The sequence below is a fragment of the Amycolatopsis sp. NPDC039088 genome (genome assembly GCF_055598845.1).
In genome coordinates, this window is sequence record NZ_JBVKAE010000076.1 from 1 (window position 1) to 15,505 (window position 15,505).

The 15,505-nt window shown below is 64.8% G+C and carries 17 protein-coding genes and 3 pseudogenes; 12 read left to right on the forward strand and 8 right to left on the reverse strand.

The window, feature by feature from the left end; all coding sequences use genetic code 11:
- Positions 1–334, forward strand: a 334-nt coding sequence (locus tag ACZ7KI_RS42830; RefSeq protein WP_470278731.1) for a cupin domain-containing protein, incomplete at its 5' end; no start/stop codon positions are given.
- Here ACZ7KI_RS42830 and ACZ7KI_RS42835 read toward each other — a convergent pair.
- From ACZ7KI_RS42835 to ACZ7KI_RS42845, 3 genes and pseudogenes are all read right to left on the reverse strand, one after another.
- Positions 331–663 (reverse strand): annotated as a pseudogene (locus ACZ7KI_RS42835) (response regulator transcription factor); the annotation flags it as partial. The gene ACZ7KI_RS42830 and the pseudogene ACZ7KI_RS42835 sit on opposite strands and share 4 nt — an antisense overlap.
- A gap of 120 nt (positions 664–783) precedes the next feature.
- Positions 784–1,521: a DUF2637 domain-containing protein gene (locus tag ACZ7KI_RS42840; RefSeq protein ID WP_470278747.1), complete on the reverse strand. Its 738-nt coding sequence runs from the start codon at positions 1,519–1,521 to the stop codon at positions 784–786.
- A 60-nt stretch (positions 1,522–1,581) separates the two neighbouring features.
- Positions 1,582–1,971 (reverse strand): hypothetical protein, encoded by a 390-nt coding sequence (locus ACZ7KI_RS42845; protein WP_470278732.1) that lies wholly within the window; start codon positions 1,969–1,971, stop codon positions 1,582–1,584.
- A gap of 367 nt (positions 1,972–2,338) precedes the next feature.
- On the opposite strand from ACZ7KI_RS42845, the gene ACZ7KI_RS42850 reads away from it, so the two are divergent.
- On the forward strand, positions 2,339–2,653 hold the full coding sequence (locus ACZ7KI_RS42850; protein ID WP_470278733.1) for a C40 family peptidase: 315 nt from the start codon (positions 2,339–2,341) through the stop codon (positions 2,651–2,653).
- Positions 2,654–3,065: 412 nt separating this feature from the next.
- Positions 3,066–3,302, forward strand: coding sequence for a hypothetical protein (locus tag ACZ7KI_RS42855; protein ID WP_470278734.1), 237 nt, complete (start codon positions 3,066–3,068; stop codon positions 3,300–3,302).
- A gap of 185 nt (positions 3,303–3,487) precedes the next feature.
- On the opposite strand, the gene ACZ7KI_RS42860 is transcribed toward ACZ7KI_RS42855, so the two are convergent.
- The gene (locus tag ACZ7KI_RS42860; RefSeq protein WP_470278735.1) at positions 3,488–3,946 is read right to left on the reverse strand and encodes a MerR family transcriptional regulator; all 459 of its coding nucleotides are present in this window, start codon (positions 3,944–3,946) and stop codon (positions 3,488–3,490) included.
- 36 nt (positions 3,947–3,982) lie between these two features.
- On the opposite strand from ACZ7KI_RS42860, the gene ACZ7KI_RS42865 reads away from it, so the two are divergent.
- From ACZ7KI_RS42865 to ACZ7KI_RS42875, 3 genes are all read left to right on the forward strand, one after another.
- Positions 3,983–4,675, forward strand: coding sequence for a class I SAM-dependent methyltransferase (locus tag ACZ7KI_RS42865; RefSeq protein WP_470278736.1), 693 nt, complete (start codon positions 3,983–3,985; stop codon positions 4,673–4,675).
- Between the two features lie 711 nt (positions 4,676–5,386).
- Positions 5,387–5,767, forward strand: coding sequence for a hypothetical protein (locus ACZ7KI_RS42870; RefSeq protein ID WP_470278737.1), 381 nt, complete (start codon positions 5,387–5,389; stop codon positions 5,765–5,767).
- Between the two features lie 53 nt (positions 5,768–5,820).
- On the forward strand, positions 5,821–6,321 hold the full coding sequence (locus ACZ7KI_RS42875) for a hypothetical protein (RefSeq protein ID WP_470278738.1): 501 nt from the start codon (positions 5,821–5,823) through the stop codon (positions 6,319–6,321).
- A 1,081-nt stretch (positions 6,322–7,402) separates the two neighbouring features.
- On the opposite strand, the gene ACZ7KI_RS42880 is transcribed toward ACZ7KI_RS42875, so the two are convergent.
- Positions 7,403–7,984 carry a MepB family protein gene (locus ACZ7KI_RS42880; protein ID WP_470278739.1) on the reverse strand — a complete coding sequence of 194 codons (582 nt, stop codon included), beginning with the start codon at positions 7,982–7,984 and terminating at the stop codon, positions 7,403–7,405.
- Positions 7,985–8,373: 389 nt separating this feature from the next.
- Between ACZ7KI_RS42880 and ACZ7KI_RS42885 the strand changes: the two genes are divergently transcribed.
- A complete protein-coding gene (locus ACZ7KI_RS42885; RefSeq protein ID WP_470278740.1) occupies positions 8,374–9,123 on the forward strand; it encodes an alpha/beta fold hydrolase in 750 nt (249 codons plus the stop codon).
- Positions 9,124–9,297 (forward strand): hypothetical protein, encoded by a 174-nt coding sequence (locus tag ACZ7KI_RS42890; RefSeq protein ID WP_470278741.1) that lies wholly within the window; start codon positions 9,124–9,126, stop codon positions 9,295–9,297.
- Between the two features lie 42 nt (positions 9,298–9,339).
- Here the strand turns inward: ACZ7KI_RS42890 and ACZ7KI_RS42895 are convergent.
- Positions 9,340–9,438, reverse strand: a pseudogene (locus ACZ7KI_RS42895) (hypothetical protein); the annotation flags it as partial.
- A gap of 504 nt (positions 9,439–9,942) precedes the next feature.
- Here ACZ7KI_RS42895 and ACZ7KI_RS42900 point away from each other — a divergent pair.
- A complete protein-coding gene (locus ACZ7KI_RS42900) occupies positions 9,943–10,302 on the forward strand; it encodes a peptidase inhibitor family I36 protein (RefSeq protein WP_470278742.1) in 360 nt (119 codons plus the stop codon).
- A 266-nt stretch (positions 10,303–10,568) separates the two neighbouring features.
- Positions 10,569–10,760, forward strand: coding sequence for a hypothetical protein (locus tag ACZ7KI_RS42905; protein ID WP_470278743.1), 192 nt, complete (start codon positions 10,569–10,571; stop codon positions 10,758–10,760).
- A 62-nt stretch (positions 10,761–10,822) separates the two neighbouring features.
- Here the strand turns inward: ACZ7KI_RS42905 and ACZ7KI_RS42910 are convergent, their stop codons facing one another.
- Entirely contained in the window at positions 10,823–11,737 is a 915-nt protein-coding gene (locus tag ACZ7KI_RS42910; RefSeq protein WP_470278744.1) for an SDR family NAD(P)-dependent oxidoreductase, read from the reverse strand.
- Positions 11,738–11,856: 119 nt separating this feature from the next.
- Positions 11,857–12,357: a flavin reductase family protein gene (locus tag ACZ7KI_RS42915; RefSeq protein ID WP_470278745.1), complete on the reverse strand. Its 501-nt coding sequence runs from the start codon at positions 12,355–12,357 to the stop codon at positions 11,857–11,859.
- Between the two features lie 208 nt (positions 12,358–12,565).
- On the opposite strand from ACZ7KI_RS42915, the gene ACZ7KI_RS42920 reads away from it, so the two are divergent.
- Positions 12,566–14,863: an ATP-binding protein gene (locus tag ACZ7KI_RS42920; RefSeq protein WP_470278746.1), complete on the forward strand. Its 2,298-nt coding sequence runs from the start codon at positions 12,566–12,568 to the stop codon at positions 14,861–14,863.
- A gap of 114 nt (positions 14,864–14,977) precedes the next feature.
- Positions 14,978–15,414: pseudogene (locus ACZ7KI_RS42925) on the forward strand (cutinase family protein).
- The last annotated feature ends 91 nt before the right edge of the window (positions 15,415–15,505 follow it).

Genomic DNA, 15,505 nt, shown 5'->3' on the forward strand with positions numbered 1-15,505 from the left:
CCATCTGCAACCGATCCACCGCCACGGCATGACGTTCCTGCCGCTCACCCGCCGCGCCGGCGGGGTGCAGGCCTTCAAGATGCTCATCCCCGGCCTCGACGAACCGGCGGAACCCACGCCGAAGACCCATGGCGGCTACGAATGGGTGTATGTCCTCAATGGACATCTCCGGCTGGTGGTCGGCGACCGCGACCTGATCCTCCCGCCCGGCGAGGCCGCCGAGTTCGACACCTCGCTCCCGCACTGGCTCGGCTCGGCCGACAGCGGCGCCGTCGAAACCCTCGTCCTGTTCGGACCTCAAGGCGAGCGCGCGCACGTCTGGGCGCGCCCCTAAAGCCAGTCGTGCTCGCGGGCGTACCTGGCCGCCTCGTGCCGGGTCTGGGTCTGCGTCTTCTGCATGGCGTTCGACAGGTAGTTCCGCACCGTGCCCTGCGCGAGGTGCAGCCGGGCGGCGGTCTCGGCGACGGAGTACCCGTCGCCGGTCACCCGCAGCACCTCGATCTCCCGGTCGGTCAGGGGACAATCGTCGACGACGGCGAGCGCGGAGACGTCCGGGTCGATCCAGCGCTTGCCCTGGTGCAGGGCGGAAATGACCATCGTGATGTGCGCGGGCTCGGCCGCCTTGCTGACGAAGCCCTGGACCCTGAGTTTGAGTGCCTTGCGGCACGGGCTGACCTTACAGCGGAGGGACTTGTAATCCGAGGGAATCCGCAGCTCGTCGAAGTGGTGATCTGCCCGGTGAGTGGTCCCCGGGTTCTTTTTCGATACTGCGCCATATGGCCGTTACACGGCGTTCGAGGAGATCTGGCGCTTTCCTTCGGAAGTTCGAGAGGTGTGCGTGTTCTCGAGGAGTCCTTCGTCGCGCCATTTTCTGAGGATGCGGCGTCCGTAGTTGTGGGTGCCTGCGATCCGGTCGAGGTCGGCACCGGTCGGTGTGCGTCCCTGTTCCTGCTCGGCCAGGTAGTGCGCCCACATGCGTTCTTCTGCGTTCATCTCGCTGGCGGGGGCCGGGCTGGTTGTGGAGTACTCCTGGACTGTGTCGTCGGCGTCGGCGTCGGCGGAGCAATCCATCGCTGGTTCGGTCACGTGTTCGGTGGCTGTGGACCGGTGTCGTGTGAGAGCTCGGTTGAGGAGTTCGACGGCCAGGAGAAGGGCCAGGGGAGGGCAGGCGGCGACGGTGATTCCGAGGACGCTGAGGTTTGGCGTGGAACCGACGTTGGCGCAGAGCGACAGGGAGATTCCGAAGACGAAGGCGAGCCAGGCGGTCCAGCGGCCTCTTGCTCGGTCAGGATCGGTGGGTTTCCAGAGTTCGACGGTGGCGATCATGAGGAGTCCGTCGACGATGAGGGGCCAGATGGCCGCGGTGGTGTGGTCGGCGCCGGACTGGAGGGCGAAGTCTCGTCCGTGGCGGTAGGAGGCGTAGGCGGCGCCGAGTGCGACCAGGGCGGTGCAGCCACATTGCACTGCCAGAGCCGGTTCGCGCCACGGTCCGGATGATGTTGCTCCGTTGGGGGTGGTCATGGCGGTCACCGGGCCTTGCGACGGTGCCGCTCGATCACGGTCGTCGCGGAGATCCGCAGCTCACGAGGGGATTTTGGTTCGTGGGGTTGTTGTCGGAATCGCGCCGGGGGCACCAACAGGAACCTCACAAGCCGATCCGGCGCGCTGCGTCCGCTGGGCGCGGCTTCCGGAGACCGTGATCGGCTCGTTCGAGGCGAACAACGGGACATCGTTTCGTTCCAGTTCGCGCTCGACCGACAGACCTTCGAAGGCCCGTCGGGCGACTCGTGCGATGTTCTCGCAGATCACGACGTCGAATCGGCGTTTCGGGCTGGCGGCCTCGGTCAGGAGGTCGCTGATGCCGCCGTCGCCCGCGATAGGGATGTCGAATCGCTTGTAGTTCTCGCCGCGCCCGCGGGACGCGAGGTCCATGCGCCCGGACTCGACGTCGTAGAAGTGCGCGACGATCACCCAGGATTCGGGGGTGGCGGCCTTGGAGTTGCCGAGGGGCCGGATATCGGAATCTGCGTCGTGCGGCCATCAGGCGTGGACAGCAGAGCCGGTGCGGCCCCGTCAACTCGCCAGGTGGAATCATGCGGGATCGCCGTCCTCGTGTAATCCGCCGCGGGCGCTTTCGCGTGCCCAAACGGCAACGACGACGGCGCCCGCAACCCGCACAACGCCTTCGACGCCGCTCTCGGCGCGGCGGTCTACCTGTGCGGAAGCGGTCCCCGAGACCTGAAAGACCAGGCCCAGCTCCGCGCTGCGCTCCTCCGGTACAACGCCAGCCAGGCCTACGTCGCTCAGGTCTTCGCCAGCATCGAGCGTTACGACGCCGTTGAACTCCAGCCTGCGGTCAGCGCTACCGGGGCAGCGAAGATCGTCATCGACGCTCGCTTACGCCAAGGTCGGTATCGCCTTGCCACACAACAGCAGGGCACAGTTCGCGACGGGGACTCGCATACCGCGGGAAGCCGGTCTCGGAGCGTTGCAGCCAGGTGATCTTGCTTTTTATAGCCCCGGCCTCATCCATCACGTCGGCATCTTCATCGGTGCAGGCAAGATGATCAACGCGCCTCAGAGCGGCTTGGAGGTTCGGGTCGACGCGATTGAGGTCGGTTCATATGCCGGTGGAGTGCGTCTAGCGCGTTAGCAGAAGTTGCTCTTCCGACGCCCGAACTCGTTGGTCCGAACGGACCAACGATCTTAGGTAGTTCACGTAAGCGACGGCTATTAAACGTGCTGGTGATGCAAGATGATGGCGATCATGAGTGATGGCGCGAGCCGTTCTCGGCATGGTGTGGCGACATTGGACCCCAATCGGGCCAAGTCGAGGTCCGGCGTCGCCTATGTTCGCGCCGTGTGCAGCCAGGCTGGAGTCGGCTTCCAGGAATTCAGCTCTGACGAGGACGTCCTTGCAGTCGACGGCAGTGTTGACTTCGAGATCGCATCAGCACGAGTTCAGGTGAAATGCAGTGGCCAGTTTCGGCTCAAGGGTGGTTCGACGGCGACTTGGCCGATTGAGGAGGCTTGTCGCCAGCGTTGGAAGCGCCCTGAGGGTGCCCGTGTACTTCGTCCTGGTGATCGTTGACCCGGATGACCAGGTCTCATGGCTGCGTCATAACGATGAGGCGACACTTCATCGTGCCGCCGCCTTCTGGGTTCGCGTCGACACCCTTCCAGAAGGCCAGAACATCGGCGTTCCAAAGGCGCAGAGGTTGACGGCCGACACACTGCGACTGTGGGCGGAGGACGTCGACGCCAGCTTCGATGGATCGAGAGGAGGCGGTGTGGTTGTCTGACACCGTCGCTCTGCCGAAGCTTGTCGATTTGGTGAGTTATCTCAAGGCTCACGGATGGTCGTCCAGCGCGCCAGGCTCGGGCGGAAATTATCAATACCTGTGAATGAGGTCTTCAGCGTGACGGTTGGTTCTGCTGGTAGGTCCACGTCTTGCCGAAGGTTTGCTTTCGGATCGGTGAGAATCTGTCAGTGCGCTTGTGCGTGACTTTCTTCCAGTGAGAGGCCGGCCTGTCGCCCTTCGATGATCGACCAGAATCGGGGGCACTTCATGGGATCGCTGGCCGGGCATTGCTGGCCGTGTTCGAGTGCGGTGCGGGCCACTTCGATACGGTGTTGCTGCTCGGCCAGTTCGGCCAATTTGTGATCGATCATTTCCCGTCGGCCTTGCCGCTCGCCCGCGAGGAAGCGCCCGATCTCCGCCAGCGAGAATCCGATCTCGCGGAAGAAGAGGATCACGCTGACGTCCCTGACGGCCGACACGGCGTAGCGCCGTCGGCCCGCCGCCCGCGCCGCCGGTCGCACCAAGCCGAGTTCGTCGTAGTACCGCAGCGTGGTCGGCGGCACGCCGGTCCGTTCGGACAGTTCACCGATGGACAACGACGTCGGCGTGGTCGACGAAGCCGGGGTGCGTTCGGTAGCAGACATTGACTTCAAGTGTACTTGAAGTGCTTGGCTCGCCTCATGAAGATCAAGGAGAGGATTCTGGGCCGCATCCTGCAATGGTGGGGTCCTCGCGGCGGGCTGGCGCAGTTCCATCAGCCGGCCGGAGCCGTCGGGCACGTCGCTGGCTGGATCATGGGTCGGCGCTCGTCGAACGTGGAACGCAACCGCTGGGCGGTGCAGCTTCTCGACGTCCAGCCGACCGACCGCGTCATCGAACTCGGCTGCGGTCCGGGCGTGGCCATCGCCGCCCTCGCCAGCCGAGCGTCCCGGGGCTTGGTCGTCGGCGTCGACCACTCGCAGGTGATGATCCGCCAGGCCCGCCGCCGCAACAGGCCCGCCATAAGGGCTGGACGGGTACGCCTGGTGCACACGCCGGTCGAGAGCCTGTCGATCAGCGACGGGCCATTCGACGCCGCGCTTGCCGTCAACACAGTCGGCATGTGGCCCGATCCCACCGCCCGGCTACGCGAACTCGCCCGGCTGCTGCGGTCCGGCGGGCGCATCGCTCTGGTATCCCAGCCCCGCAGTCCGGGCGCCACCGCGGCCACTTCGGCGGAGGCCGCAAACGAACTGGCAGGCCAGCTTACCGAAGCTGGGTTCGAGCACCTCCGAACCGAAATGCTCGACCTCGACCCCCCGGCGGCGTGCGTCGTCGGGCACGTGGCACCTGCCGATGACGCCGAGCTCGCAGTCAATGGAGGCTGTGCATGACCTCGTCTCGGGCCCGGGTCGGATGCCGAGCACCGACAACCTTCATGAACTGGTGTATCGAGGTGTGAGCCGCGAATTCTGTGTAGCACTGGGTAACGTCCTCGACGAGAGTGCGATCGGTAGTTCGAAACCACCGTGGATTGGGCTCCCGCGGTACCAGCTCCCGACACCATGCCGCGCCAAGTATCGATCAGCGCTGAGGCAGTCGACCTTGTTCAGCTCGTTTCGGATCGGCTGCGTCAACAGAAGATCACCTCTCGGCAGGTGTTTTCCGGTACTATCGTCCAGTTCAGGTTTGAAGATCGCGACGACCCATTTGGAGAAATCGCGGTTTCGACAATGCGCCGAGGCTGGTCATCGGAAGCCAGGGTACGGCTCTAAATCGAGGTGTACCGCGAGGCGCGGGAGTGGCACAACGCAGGTCGCGCCGTCCTGGTCGAAGGGGTCATCCGTCGATCCCCTGGAAAACCAGGCATTGTCGATAATCCAATGCGATTCCAGCCCCTCAACGAGCTGATGCTGCCCGGTTCATGAGGACCTCTCTCGACTTCTCGTTGTAGCTATCGCGTGTAACGTGCGGCACGTGTGACGTTGTCGTGAGCCTGGACCGCTGGACGTCCCTGCATCGAACGGGTCTGTGTCGGCGCATGTGGACTTCCGCTGTTCAGCGTCGTTGGGCAAGCCCGATCGGGAACGCCGACGGTCGCGATCTTGATCGCGGTCTTCGTCTTCCACCGACACTTCCGTTCCCACCACCTCCGCTCCAGAGTCAGTTACGACCTCCTCCCGACCGCCACGTTCGACCCGTCCCTTCAGGGCGTTCTGGCGTTCGCGCACCAGCTCGGCCGGGTGCGTCCGGTGCGCGGCTGGGTGCCGAAGTCCGCGGTCGGTGTCCGGGTGCGGTTCAGCACCGACGAGGTGCTCGGGAAGCTGACGATGAGCGTGGAAGGCCGGGAGACGATCACCGGTGTGATCAACAAGCTGACCTATCCGGAAGTCGAAATCCGCCACAACGCGGACGACCGGGGAGATAGCTCCCCGGACCACGGACGAGGGCGAAACGACCTCCGTGCGGACGGGGGAGCGCGATGAGCTTCCGGGCACGCCGAAACGGGGAGGCTTCTCCTTCTTCTGAGGAAGCGCAGGTGCACGTAGCACGCGCCGAGCTGGTTCTCGCGCGGCCGGCCCACCTCGCGCTCAAGGCGCTCCCGCTTCGGCCGGACGACCCGCTGACGCCCGCGAGAATCCGCCACCTTGCTCGTCAGACAGCCAAGCCGCAAGGGACGGTAGTCGGAGCACTCGCCGAGGCCGCGGGCGAGATCGTCGGCGAATTCGTGCCGACGGCGCGCGGGGCCCGCCGCCTTGCGTCACGAGCGGTCGCGCCGGTACCGAACAAGTTCGCCACGGACGAGCCAGTCTTCGCGGTCCAGCTGCTGATCCGCTGCCGTTCGGAAATCCCGGGCCGCGCGGAGGCGCATCTGCGCAGCGTGATCGGCGCCTTCGATGTCTACCGCGGTGACAACTACTGGCGAGCTCGAGGACCGCGTGTGCTGGCTTGGCATTTCGGCGCGGACACGATCCTGATCCGCAGGTTCTTCGACCGGCGCTTCGACTCCGGGTTGGCCAAGCGTCGGCGTCGATATTGACCAGCCGATGGGACTCGCCAGCGTCGGATGACCCCGTCGAGCGATGCGCGCGCCGTCGCCCGGTGAAGCGCCAGCCGCGAGCTGCACAGGCGCTTAGGGACTGCACCACGCAGGCAGAGTAACGCGAGCGAGACGAGCAGCAGGCACGTGATAAGGCCGTGGTCGAGCTTGCGGCCGCTCGACCCGATTGGGGCACGCGGCAGATGTTTAAGGCTGTCTGCCTGCCCGAGAAGACGCTCAGGGACATCCTGACAAAGGCAAAGGTCTGTCAGGACGTTCTCGCGACCGGGGCGGGTTCGCCTCGCGTCCCGGTTCTATTCCAAGGTCTCCAGTAAGTGTTCCAGGCGCCCGAAAACGGGGGCTAGCCGTTCCGGCCGCCGGACGCTATGCCAGTCGGCGTCGGTGGTTACGGCCATCGCCGATATGGTCGCATCGACGCGTGCGACGAACTCGGGAGTGGACGGGGCGTCCGCCAATGCCTAGATCACTTTGGCATGAGCGGGTTGCCTGCGAACCCCTGCGGCCATGAGTGCCACGACCGAGCTTTCCGACAGTCAGGCCCGATGAAGGCGATCTGCAACAGGCCGGTCAGGTCCGGCGCAGGATCCGCGACCCCGCTCGTTGCCGCGCCGCCAGCATGCCGGCGGATGCCCCTCGTCGCTCCGGTCCAGCCTCCGCCAGGTGGTCGGCATGGAGGCTGCCGGGCCATGGATCCCGCCAGGGTCACCGAAGACCTCGATGTGAGAAGACACAGCCCGCGCCATCGGCGATCGCCACCGCCACATCGGTGAACACACGGCCCGGTTCGTGCACCCATTGACGGCATAGGTGTCCGCCAACGCGGCCGTCGCACCAGCCGTGAGCCCAGCGCCGGCCACCAGTTCCCGCAGCACCCCCAGCCTGGAATGCGACACCACCCAGACACCGTCCGCGTCGACTTTGACCCGCCGCAACCCCTTGCTGCGCTTCGCCCGCGAGGTGTCTTCCCCTGAGGGCCATCGCAGACCTAGATAGTCCGTATTTTGCCTTGCGGGACAGCAAACTCCTGTTGAACAGCCTCTTCGCAACCGTCGGCCTGCTCCTACAGAAGCTGTCGCAGTAGATTCGGGGTAAACGGAATTCTGGGCTGGATCTGAACAAACCGTTCGACTTGCCATCGCTTTGTCTGAACCGCCTGCTTGGACTCCACCTGAACCCATGGTGCGTAGACTCTGATCGCACGCTTACCCCCCTTTCCTTCGGCCGACATGATGCCGCGACGCACCAGTTCCTGGCTGTTGAATATGAAGAGCCCGCGATGATCCTTGTCGAAGACCGCGATCACGACCGAACTGATCGAGTCGGTGGTATCGAACGGTGCGATCTCACTGTCCGGGTCGACTCTCGTCCAAATTGTCACAAACTGTCCGACCTTGGTAGGCGTTGTTTTGGCGACACGGAACGCGATACGCCGATCGTCGACAGCAAGTCGACATGCGCCGTATTCCGCACTCTCGACTTCCCGGACAGGAGGACGGGTCACCACGAGGCCTGAATCCTCGAACACTTCACGAACCGACTCGACTAGTTGAACAGGAACGACGCCAAGAGCCGGATCGGAGGCCCATCGATGAGCGGCACTGCCGACGGCCTCGTCGATCGTCCCACCTGGAAGATCCTTCAAAAGCACACCCCTTGGCTTGAGAACAAATTCGAGACAGCCTCACATACGGTGACACCGAGGCTGTGGGTACGTCTGCTGCCGTAGCCAGATCGTGGCACGGCGACAGAGTTGGCTCCAACCCGGACACCAGGTACAGCCGGGCCTTTGTCGTCCGGGAGGTCCGCCAAGGAGACAAGGGAGCGTCACCAGGCAGGGGAGTGAACAGTGTCTTTTAAACCTGGAAGTAGCCGCCTCATGATCGTCCATGGGGCTGGAAGGTAACGGTTCTTCTTCCTGAAGATTGCTAGTATGAAGTCGTATGCCCGTTCGCGTCTTGATGGGTGAGCGGGCGTCCAGGCTCACCGACGCGACCTCACTCGCCCTTGTCCCCACGATCATCGGAGTTGCGGATGCCTGTCGTCTTCGTCCACGGAGTGCCCGAAACCGCGGCGATCTGGGAGCCGCTGTGCGGTGAACTCGCCAGGACCGATGTCATCACGCTTTCACCGCCCGGATTCGGTGCCGCGGTGCCCGACGGTTTCGGCGCGACCTCGGACGAGTATCTCCGCTGGCTCATCGCCGAACTCGAGCTGATCGACGGATCGATCGATCTGGTCGGGCACGACTGGGGCGGCAATCACGTGCAGCGGGTCGCCGCCACCCGGCCCGACCTCATCCGCTCCTGGTGCAACGACGTGGCCGGAGCCAGCGACCCGGCCTATGTTTGGCACGACCTTGCGCAGGTCTGGCAGACACCCGGTGCGGGGGAAGCCGCGATCCAGCGGATGTTCGGCGCTCCGTCCGACGAGCGGGTCGCGAACTTGGTCGCGCTCGGAATGACTACTGAAGCCGCGAAGGCAACGGCGGAGGCCGGCCCCGAGATGGGAAAGTGCATTCTGGCTTTGTACCGCTCCGCGGTGGACCTCTCGGCCATCGATTGGGGCACCGGTCTCTCCGCGGAGGAACGCTGTCCAGGGCTCGTCATCAATGCGACGGAAGACGAGTTCGTTGGAGGGCCTGAGTTCGCACACCGTGCGGCTGAGCGATTCGGTGCCACGGAAGCCGTGTTGGATGGCCTCGGGCACTGGTGGATGATGCAGGACCCAACACGGGGCGCTGCTGCGCTGAACGCTTTCTATGCCGACCTGGACAATCGGTAGGTGTCGCGTTCGCCGTGCATGTCCGCGGGGATTTCGGCCAATCCACTGCTCGCGGACGAGTTCCTGCTGTGGTTTGTCGGGTCAGGACGCGAGAATGCGACGCAGCGCGAGCAGCTTCCCGGCGTAGCCTTTCTCCTGGGTTTGATCTTCGCGCCGAGCCTGGATGTTGGCTGAGCTGCGCAAGATGACGGGGGTCATCGCCGGTGCCCCGAGTAGTCCGAACACGGTGTTCCCTGTGCCTTGGGCAAGTAGTTCCCTGTCGTATTCGGTGCGTGGTCTGTCGTGGAGCCGGTCGACGGCGGCCGCGCTGAACAGGCTCGGCCGATGCGATCAACGCGAACGCCAGGACGGTCCCGGTGAGACTCGGCATGCCGAGCGAAGTCGGCCGGGGATGACGATTCGGAAGCGCTCCTGAAATTCGGTGCCGGCGACGACCGATGCCTTGCTCAACGGCACCATGAGTATCGCGGCGCCGATCAGGTTGCGGCCTCGGGCATGGTGATCAGCGGCAAGGTGGAACGCCGCGGCTCAACCTGCGCGAGCACGCAAGGAGACGAGCTGGCGAGTCAGTGCGTCGTGCTGCGACACCTGAGCCGGACGGCTTGTTTGTCCGGGAGGCGGAGCAGCCTCGTCGAAGCGCTCGATGACCGGATCGACGGCCCGCGAGTTAAAGCATCAATCGTCATCTAAAACGCATGAATATTCCGTTGTGAAACGCGCGATCTTGGACAAAGCTTACTTTTGTCGTAGAACTATCTGTCGACCCGTCGGCCGGATCTGTTCCATTGGAAATGGTCGGAGTGATAAGGAGAATGGCTTATGTTCGTGCTCGCGAGGATGTTAGCGGTGGCAACAATTGCGTTCTCGGTCTTTGCGGTGGCTCCTGGGGCCGCGCAAGCCGCAACCGGGTACGACCGCTGTCCGCAGGGGTACATGTGCTTGTTCGACGGCTGGGACGGCACTGGGGTCATGGCGTATTTCCAGACCGGCTCGCCGGATCTGGCACTGCAGAACTTCGATAATAGAGCCCAGAGTCAACGAAACAACAATTCGAGCAACTTCTGCGCGTATGTCAACAAGAACTACGACAACAGCAGCGGCTCGGGAACCTACCAGCCGGGCACCACTGGGAACTTCCTCGGCAACGTGAACGCCTACAGTTCCCTGAGGAAGTGCTGACCGGGCCTGGCTTGGCGAAAGACCTGAATCCTCAACTCCTGCCCAGGGTTGAGGATTCGGTGTTGACCAGGCTCGGTCCTCGTGCGGTTCCCCAGCCGAAATCGGTCCCGTCGGGGTGCCCTGTGGTCGCGGCGTACCCGTGTGCAAGAGAGGTGAAGGCTCTTCGCTGGCAGCCTTGCGACGTCGAACGGCTCCGGATTCGCGTTCCACGGGCTTGCTTCATGAGAGCTTCGGTCGAACGGTCCGGCTGTGTGGGGTCAAGGTGAGTGCCGGACGAAACCCGTGCACCGGCGGACGGTTCGTTCGAAGTTTTGGCGGAAATCATTCCGGAGGGTGGTATTCGTGATGCGAGAAGCCTGGACCGTTCCCGAGTGATCGCCTTGAATCGCGGTGAGAAGACGTGGACTGATCGTGGAGAGCTTTCGCTGCCGGACTTGATCTTCGTCAATCGGCCGTAACGAGGCTTTCCGCCTCAACTCAAGTCGCCCCACCGCTGAGAAACGCCAAGGGCTCCGCCACGTCAGGTGGGGAGGGTGAATCCCGGCGGCATGACCATAGGCCGCCCGGCGTTCAGCCCGCCGTCGACGAGGACGGAAGCACCTGTCAAATAAGCGAAATCAGGTGACGCCAACGCGAGCACGGCCGAAGCGATCTCCTTGGCCTCGCCCATCCTGGGTAGACCATGCACGTTGAGAGGGCCCCACGCCTGCTTGAACTTGGCCCACACGTCGTCTGGAATGCCCTGCGGCCGGGCCAGGCCCGTGTCAGTCGTACCGGGGTCGATTGACAGGACGCGAATCCCCTTCGCCCCGTAATCCAGGGCGGCCGCGCGCACCAAGCCTTGTACAGCACTCTTGCTCGCACTGTAAGCAGCGTTCCCCGGGCGTGTTTGCTGTGCCTGCGCGGACGCGGTGCAGACGATGACCCCGCCGCCGGCCTTCAGCAGGTGTGGCACCTCGTACTTGATTGAGAGGAACACTCCGCGCGCATTCGTGCGCTGCATGTCCTCCCACTCTTCGAGCGACACTTCGTGCAATGGCTTGCCACGGTAGATCCCGGCGTTGTTGAACGCTATGTCGAGTTTGCCGTACCGCTGGACGACGCCGTCGACGAACGCCTGTACCTGCTCGGGCACCCGGACATCCGCCTTCAAGTACATCGCCTCGCCGCCCGTTCGCCGGATCTCCCGCTCGACCTCTCGGCCGAGTTCTTCTCGCCTGCCGCAGAAGCCGACCTTGGCACCGGCTGACGCGAAGGCGAGGGCGGCGGCCCTGCCGATCCCGGACGTCGCGCCTGTGATCACCACGACCTTGCCGGCGAACCGCCCCTTGCCTCGCTGATCCTCCTGGGCCGCAGAAGTATCGGAGGCGAGGATGGTTATCCCGGCCGCCGCAGCACCTCCGAGAACGGCTCGGCGCCCCAATTTTTCGCTCACAGTCCCTCCAGATGTAATTGCCAATTCCAGTTAAAAGTAACGGATTCAAGCTGAGACAATCTCAGTGAACGGTAGAGCGGCCTATTGGTCGCGGCGCACCGTGTGAATTCAGATCGCTTTCATTGTCCAATGTATATCAGTGATGACGAAAGATGCATCGATGCTGGCGGACATGTGGGTTCTGGCTGGGGGACCGATCGCGACCGCGCGGGTATCCGTCGCACTCTGCATCCCGATGAGCGGCTGCTGTGCCTGGGGGGCGAATCAGGTACCTGCGCTCCTTCTGCTTCGTCAGCGTCGCAGGCGTCGAAATCGGCGTCCGCGTCCGTTGGCCACGTCGTCGCTTGACCGACGAGCATCCGTTTCGCGGGGGTGGCGACACCCACGCTGGGCTCAGATCCGGACGTACGGACGAGCATCGTCCGTTCAGGACCCCGGTGGAACGTTCCCCGGTGGAAGATCAGCGGTGCGCCTCCATGAGCTTCGAAGTGTTCGACCTCGCCGAGTATCACCAAGTGGTCGCCGGCCTCGATGCATTTGATCGTCCGGCATTCGAAGCGAGCGACGGCATTTGACAGCGTAGGCGTTCCGCCCTTTCCGTCGATGACGAGTTCCGGCACGTCGATCTACGAGCCTGGCTACTGGCGCTCGCACGGGGCCGCATCGAGAGGGACGGGTGAGGTCAGGTCATCCCGCTGGAGCACGTTGTTGGGCAGACTCCGCATACCCGAAGGACGCCCGGCGGTTCGCCACTCGGACTGAACGCGATTAGGCTGGTCGGCCGAGTGATCATTCACGCAGGAACGGGTGGGGCCGCTGGTGGAGGGTGTGACACCACGGTGGGTCGCGTCACTGGCCCATCGCACGAGTTACGTCGGCCGCGAGCGGCTGGTCGCCGAGGCGACTGAGTTGCTCGATGTCGGGCCGGTCGTCACCTTGACCGGTGTGGGCGGGGTCGGCAAGACCCGCTTCGCCGGGATGGTCGCAGCCGCCGTGGACCAGGACTATTCCGACGGCGTGGCGTTCGTCGAACTGGGCGAGTTGCGGGACCCGGATCTGCTGACGAACTTGGTGGCCGAACGGCTCGGGATCTACGATCAGTCTGCGCGGCCGCAGCTGGAAGTGATCACCGAGACGCTGCGGTACCGGCGGCTTCTGCTGGTACTGGACAATTGCGAGCATGTCCTGGCGGCGTGTGCCCGGTTCGTGACCGCACTGGTGGCAGGGTGCCCGAAGCTGGGCGTGCTCACCACCAGCCGTCAGTCTCTTGGCGTTTTCGGTGAACGCGTCCTGGCGGTGCCACCGCTTTCGGTCCCCGGCGCCGACGAGGTCGGCTCGGCGAAGGAACTGGAGAGCTACGAGGCTCCGCGGTTGTTCGCCGACCGGGCACGCGCCGTACTGCCCTCCTTTGAGATCACCGAGCACAACTTCCGCGACATCGCCGCGATCTGCCGCAGCTTGGACGGTCTGCCGCTCGCCATCGAGCTGGCAGCCATCCGGCTGCGCGTGCTGTCGGTGACACAGCTGCGCGCACGGCTCGCTGATCCGCTGTCCCTGCTCACCAGGGGGAACAGGGGCGGCCCTGCCCGGCATCAGACCTTGCGTGCGATGATCGAATGGAGTTACGACCTTTGCTCCGAAAGCGAGCAGCTGGTCTTGGCGCGCGCTTCGGTGTTCTCCGGTGGGTTCGTGCTGGCGGCCGCCGAGGAGGTGTGCGCGGGCGACGGTGTCGAGGCCGAAGACATGCTCGACCTGGTGCACGAGCTGATCGACAAGTCGCTGCTGGTCAGTGCCGAGGAGGCAGGCGGCGAACTCTGCTACCGGATGCTCGAGACGGTGCGTGAATACGCTGCGGAGCGGCTGGCCGAGCTGGGCGGCACTGCGCGGGTGGCCCGGCTGCACCGTGACTGGTATGCGAAGTTCGCCGCTCGCTACGCGGAGGGCTGGATCGGCCCCGACCAGGTGGAATGGCTGCGGCGAGTGGCCCGTGAGCACGCGAACCTTCGCGGCGCACTCGACTACTGCGCGACCACGCCAGGCGAAGGCGTCGCGGGCCTGCGGATGGTCACCCGGCTCGGTGTCTATTGGTCCGTGTGCGGACTGCTCAACGAAGCACGCACCTGGCTGGTCAAACAGATGGCCGCCGCTCCGCCCGATACGCCGGAGTGGGCCTCGGGCCTTTTGCTCAGGGTCTGGTACGACGTCCTCGGGGGCGACATCGACGCCGCCGCGGCGGACGCGCGTGCCAGCGAAGAGCTGGTCAGGACCTTCCCGGACGAGGTCACCCAGGCTTACGGCGAGACCATCCGGGCCACGGCCGCCCTCTACTTCGGGGATGGGCCCGTCCACGGCTTCGACTCCGCGCGGCAAGTGTTCCGGCGGCACGGGATTCGTACGGCCGAGGTGTACGCGGAAGTCCATCACCGGCAGGCCACCGCGTTCAACGGCGATCCCGACACAGCCAGGGCGTTGTTGGCCGTGAGCATCGCGGCAGCGGAAGACGTAGGCGAACTGTTCTGGCGATCATGGGACTGGTGGGCGCTGAGCGTCATCGAAGAAACCCACGGTGACCCGGAAGTCGCCGAGCGGGCCGCGCTGGAAGCGTTCCGGCTGCAGAACGTCCTCGGCAACCGCTCGGCCGAGCCGCATATGGTCTTCGCCCTCGGATGCGCGGTAGCCCACCGCCATGACATGGTGCGGTCGGCGACCCTGTTCGGAATCAGCGCCACGATGTGGACCGCCATCGGCACGGACCCCAGGAATTACGGCCGGTTCTCCGCACATGGAGCTGAGATTACGGCGCGCGTCATCGACGCCCTTGGACTGGACACGTTCAAGCGGCATCACCGCCTCGGCCGCGCCTTCTCCCACCGAGAGGCCACGCGCTACGTCCTCGGGCAGCAGATCACCACGCCCCGTGCATCCACCGGGCCGGACAACCCGCTGACCCCGCGTGAATACGAGGTCGCCGAGCTGGTCGCGCGTGGCCTGACGAACAGGCAGATCGCCGGCCAACTGTGTATCGCGCCCCGGACCGCGGACACCCATATCGGCCACATTTTCACCAAGCTCGGCTTCGCCTCACGTGCCCGGCTCGCGACCTGGGTCACCAGCAGGCGGGCCTGACATCGAGTCGGCGTGCGTCCGACGGAGTACGTATTTCGACGTATGGAGACAACGGCGCCGGTTGGCCAAGCTGAAGATCGTCAGACGAGGCTCACGTGAAGGAGCGGACAGCTGATGAGCCGACGAACAGGATACTTCGCCGTCGCAGGCGTACTGGCCATCGGGGCGGCGACGGGGCTCGGCACGGCACCGGTGGCCTCCGCCGCCGAGACCGCCGGATGCCCGGATGTCGACATCGCCTTCGCTCGCGGGACACTCGAATCTCCCGGCCTCGGCGTCGTCGGCACTCCGCTGCTTCCCGCCGTGCAACGAGCATTGCCGGAGACGGCGGTCACCGCGCACGCCGTCGACTACGCGGCATCGCTCGATCAGAGCAGCGCCGCCCCGGTGCCACGAACATGAGCCGCCAGGTCGCCGAGGGCGCGGCCGCCTGTCCGGACACGAAGTCTGTCCTGGGAGGCCTATCCCAGGGTGCTCGAAATCTGCGACCCTGGGGACACGGTCTGCGGCGGGCAGGGCACCCGCGGACCAGATGTAGGCCATCTATTTGAGAGGTAACCCAAACGTGGCGTGCCCCGGCGTGGGTCCGGACCGGCTGACGGGAGCGGGGACGGCGACTGCTCTGTCCACAAAGGACCCTAT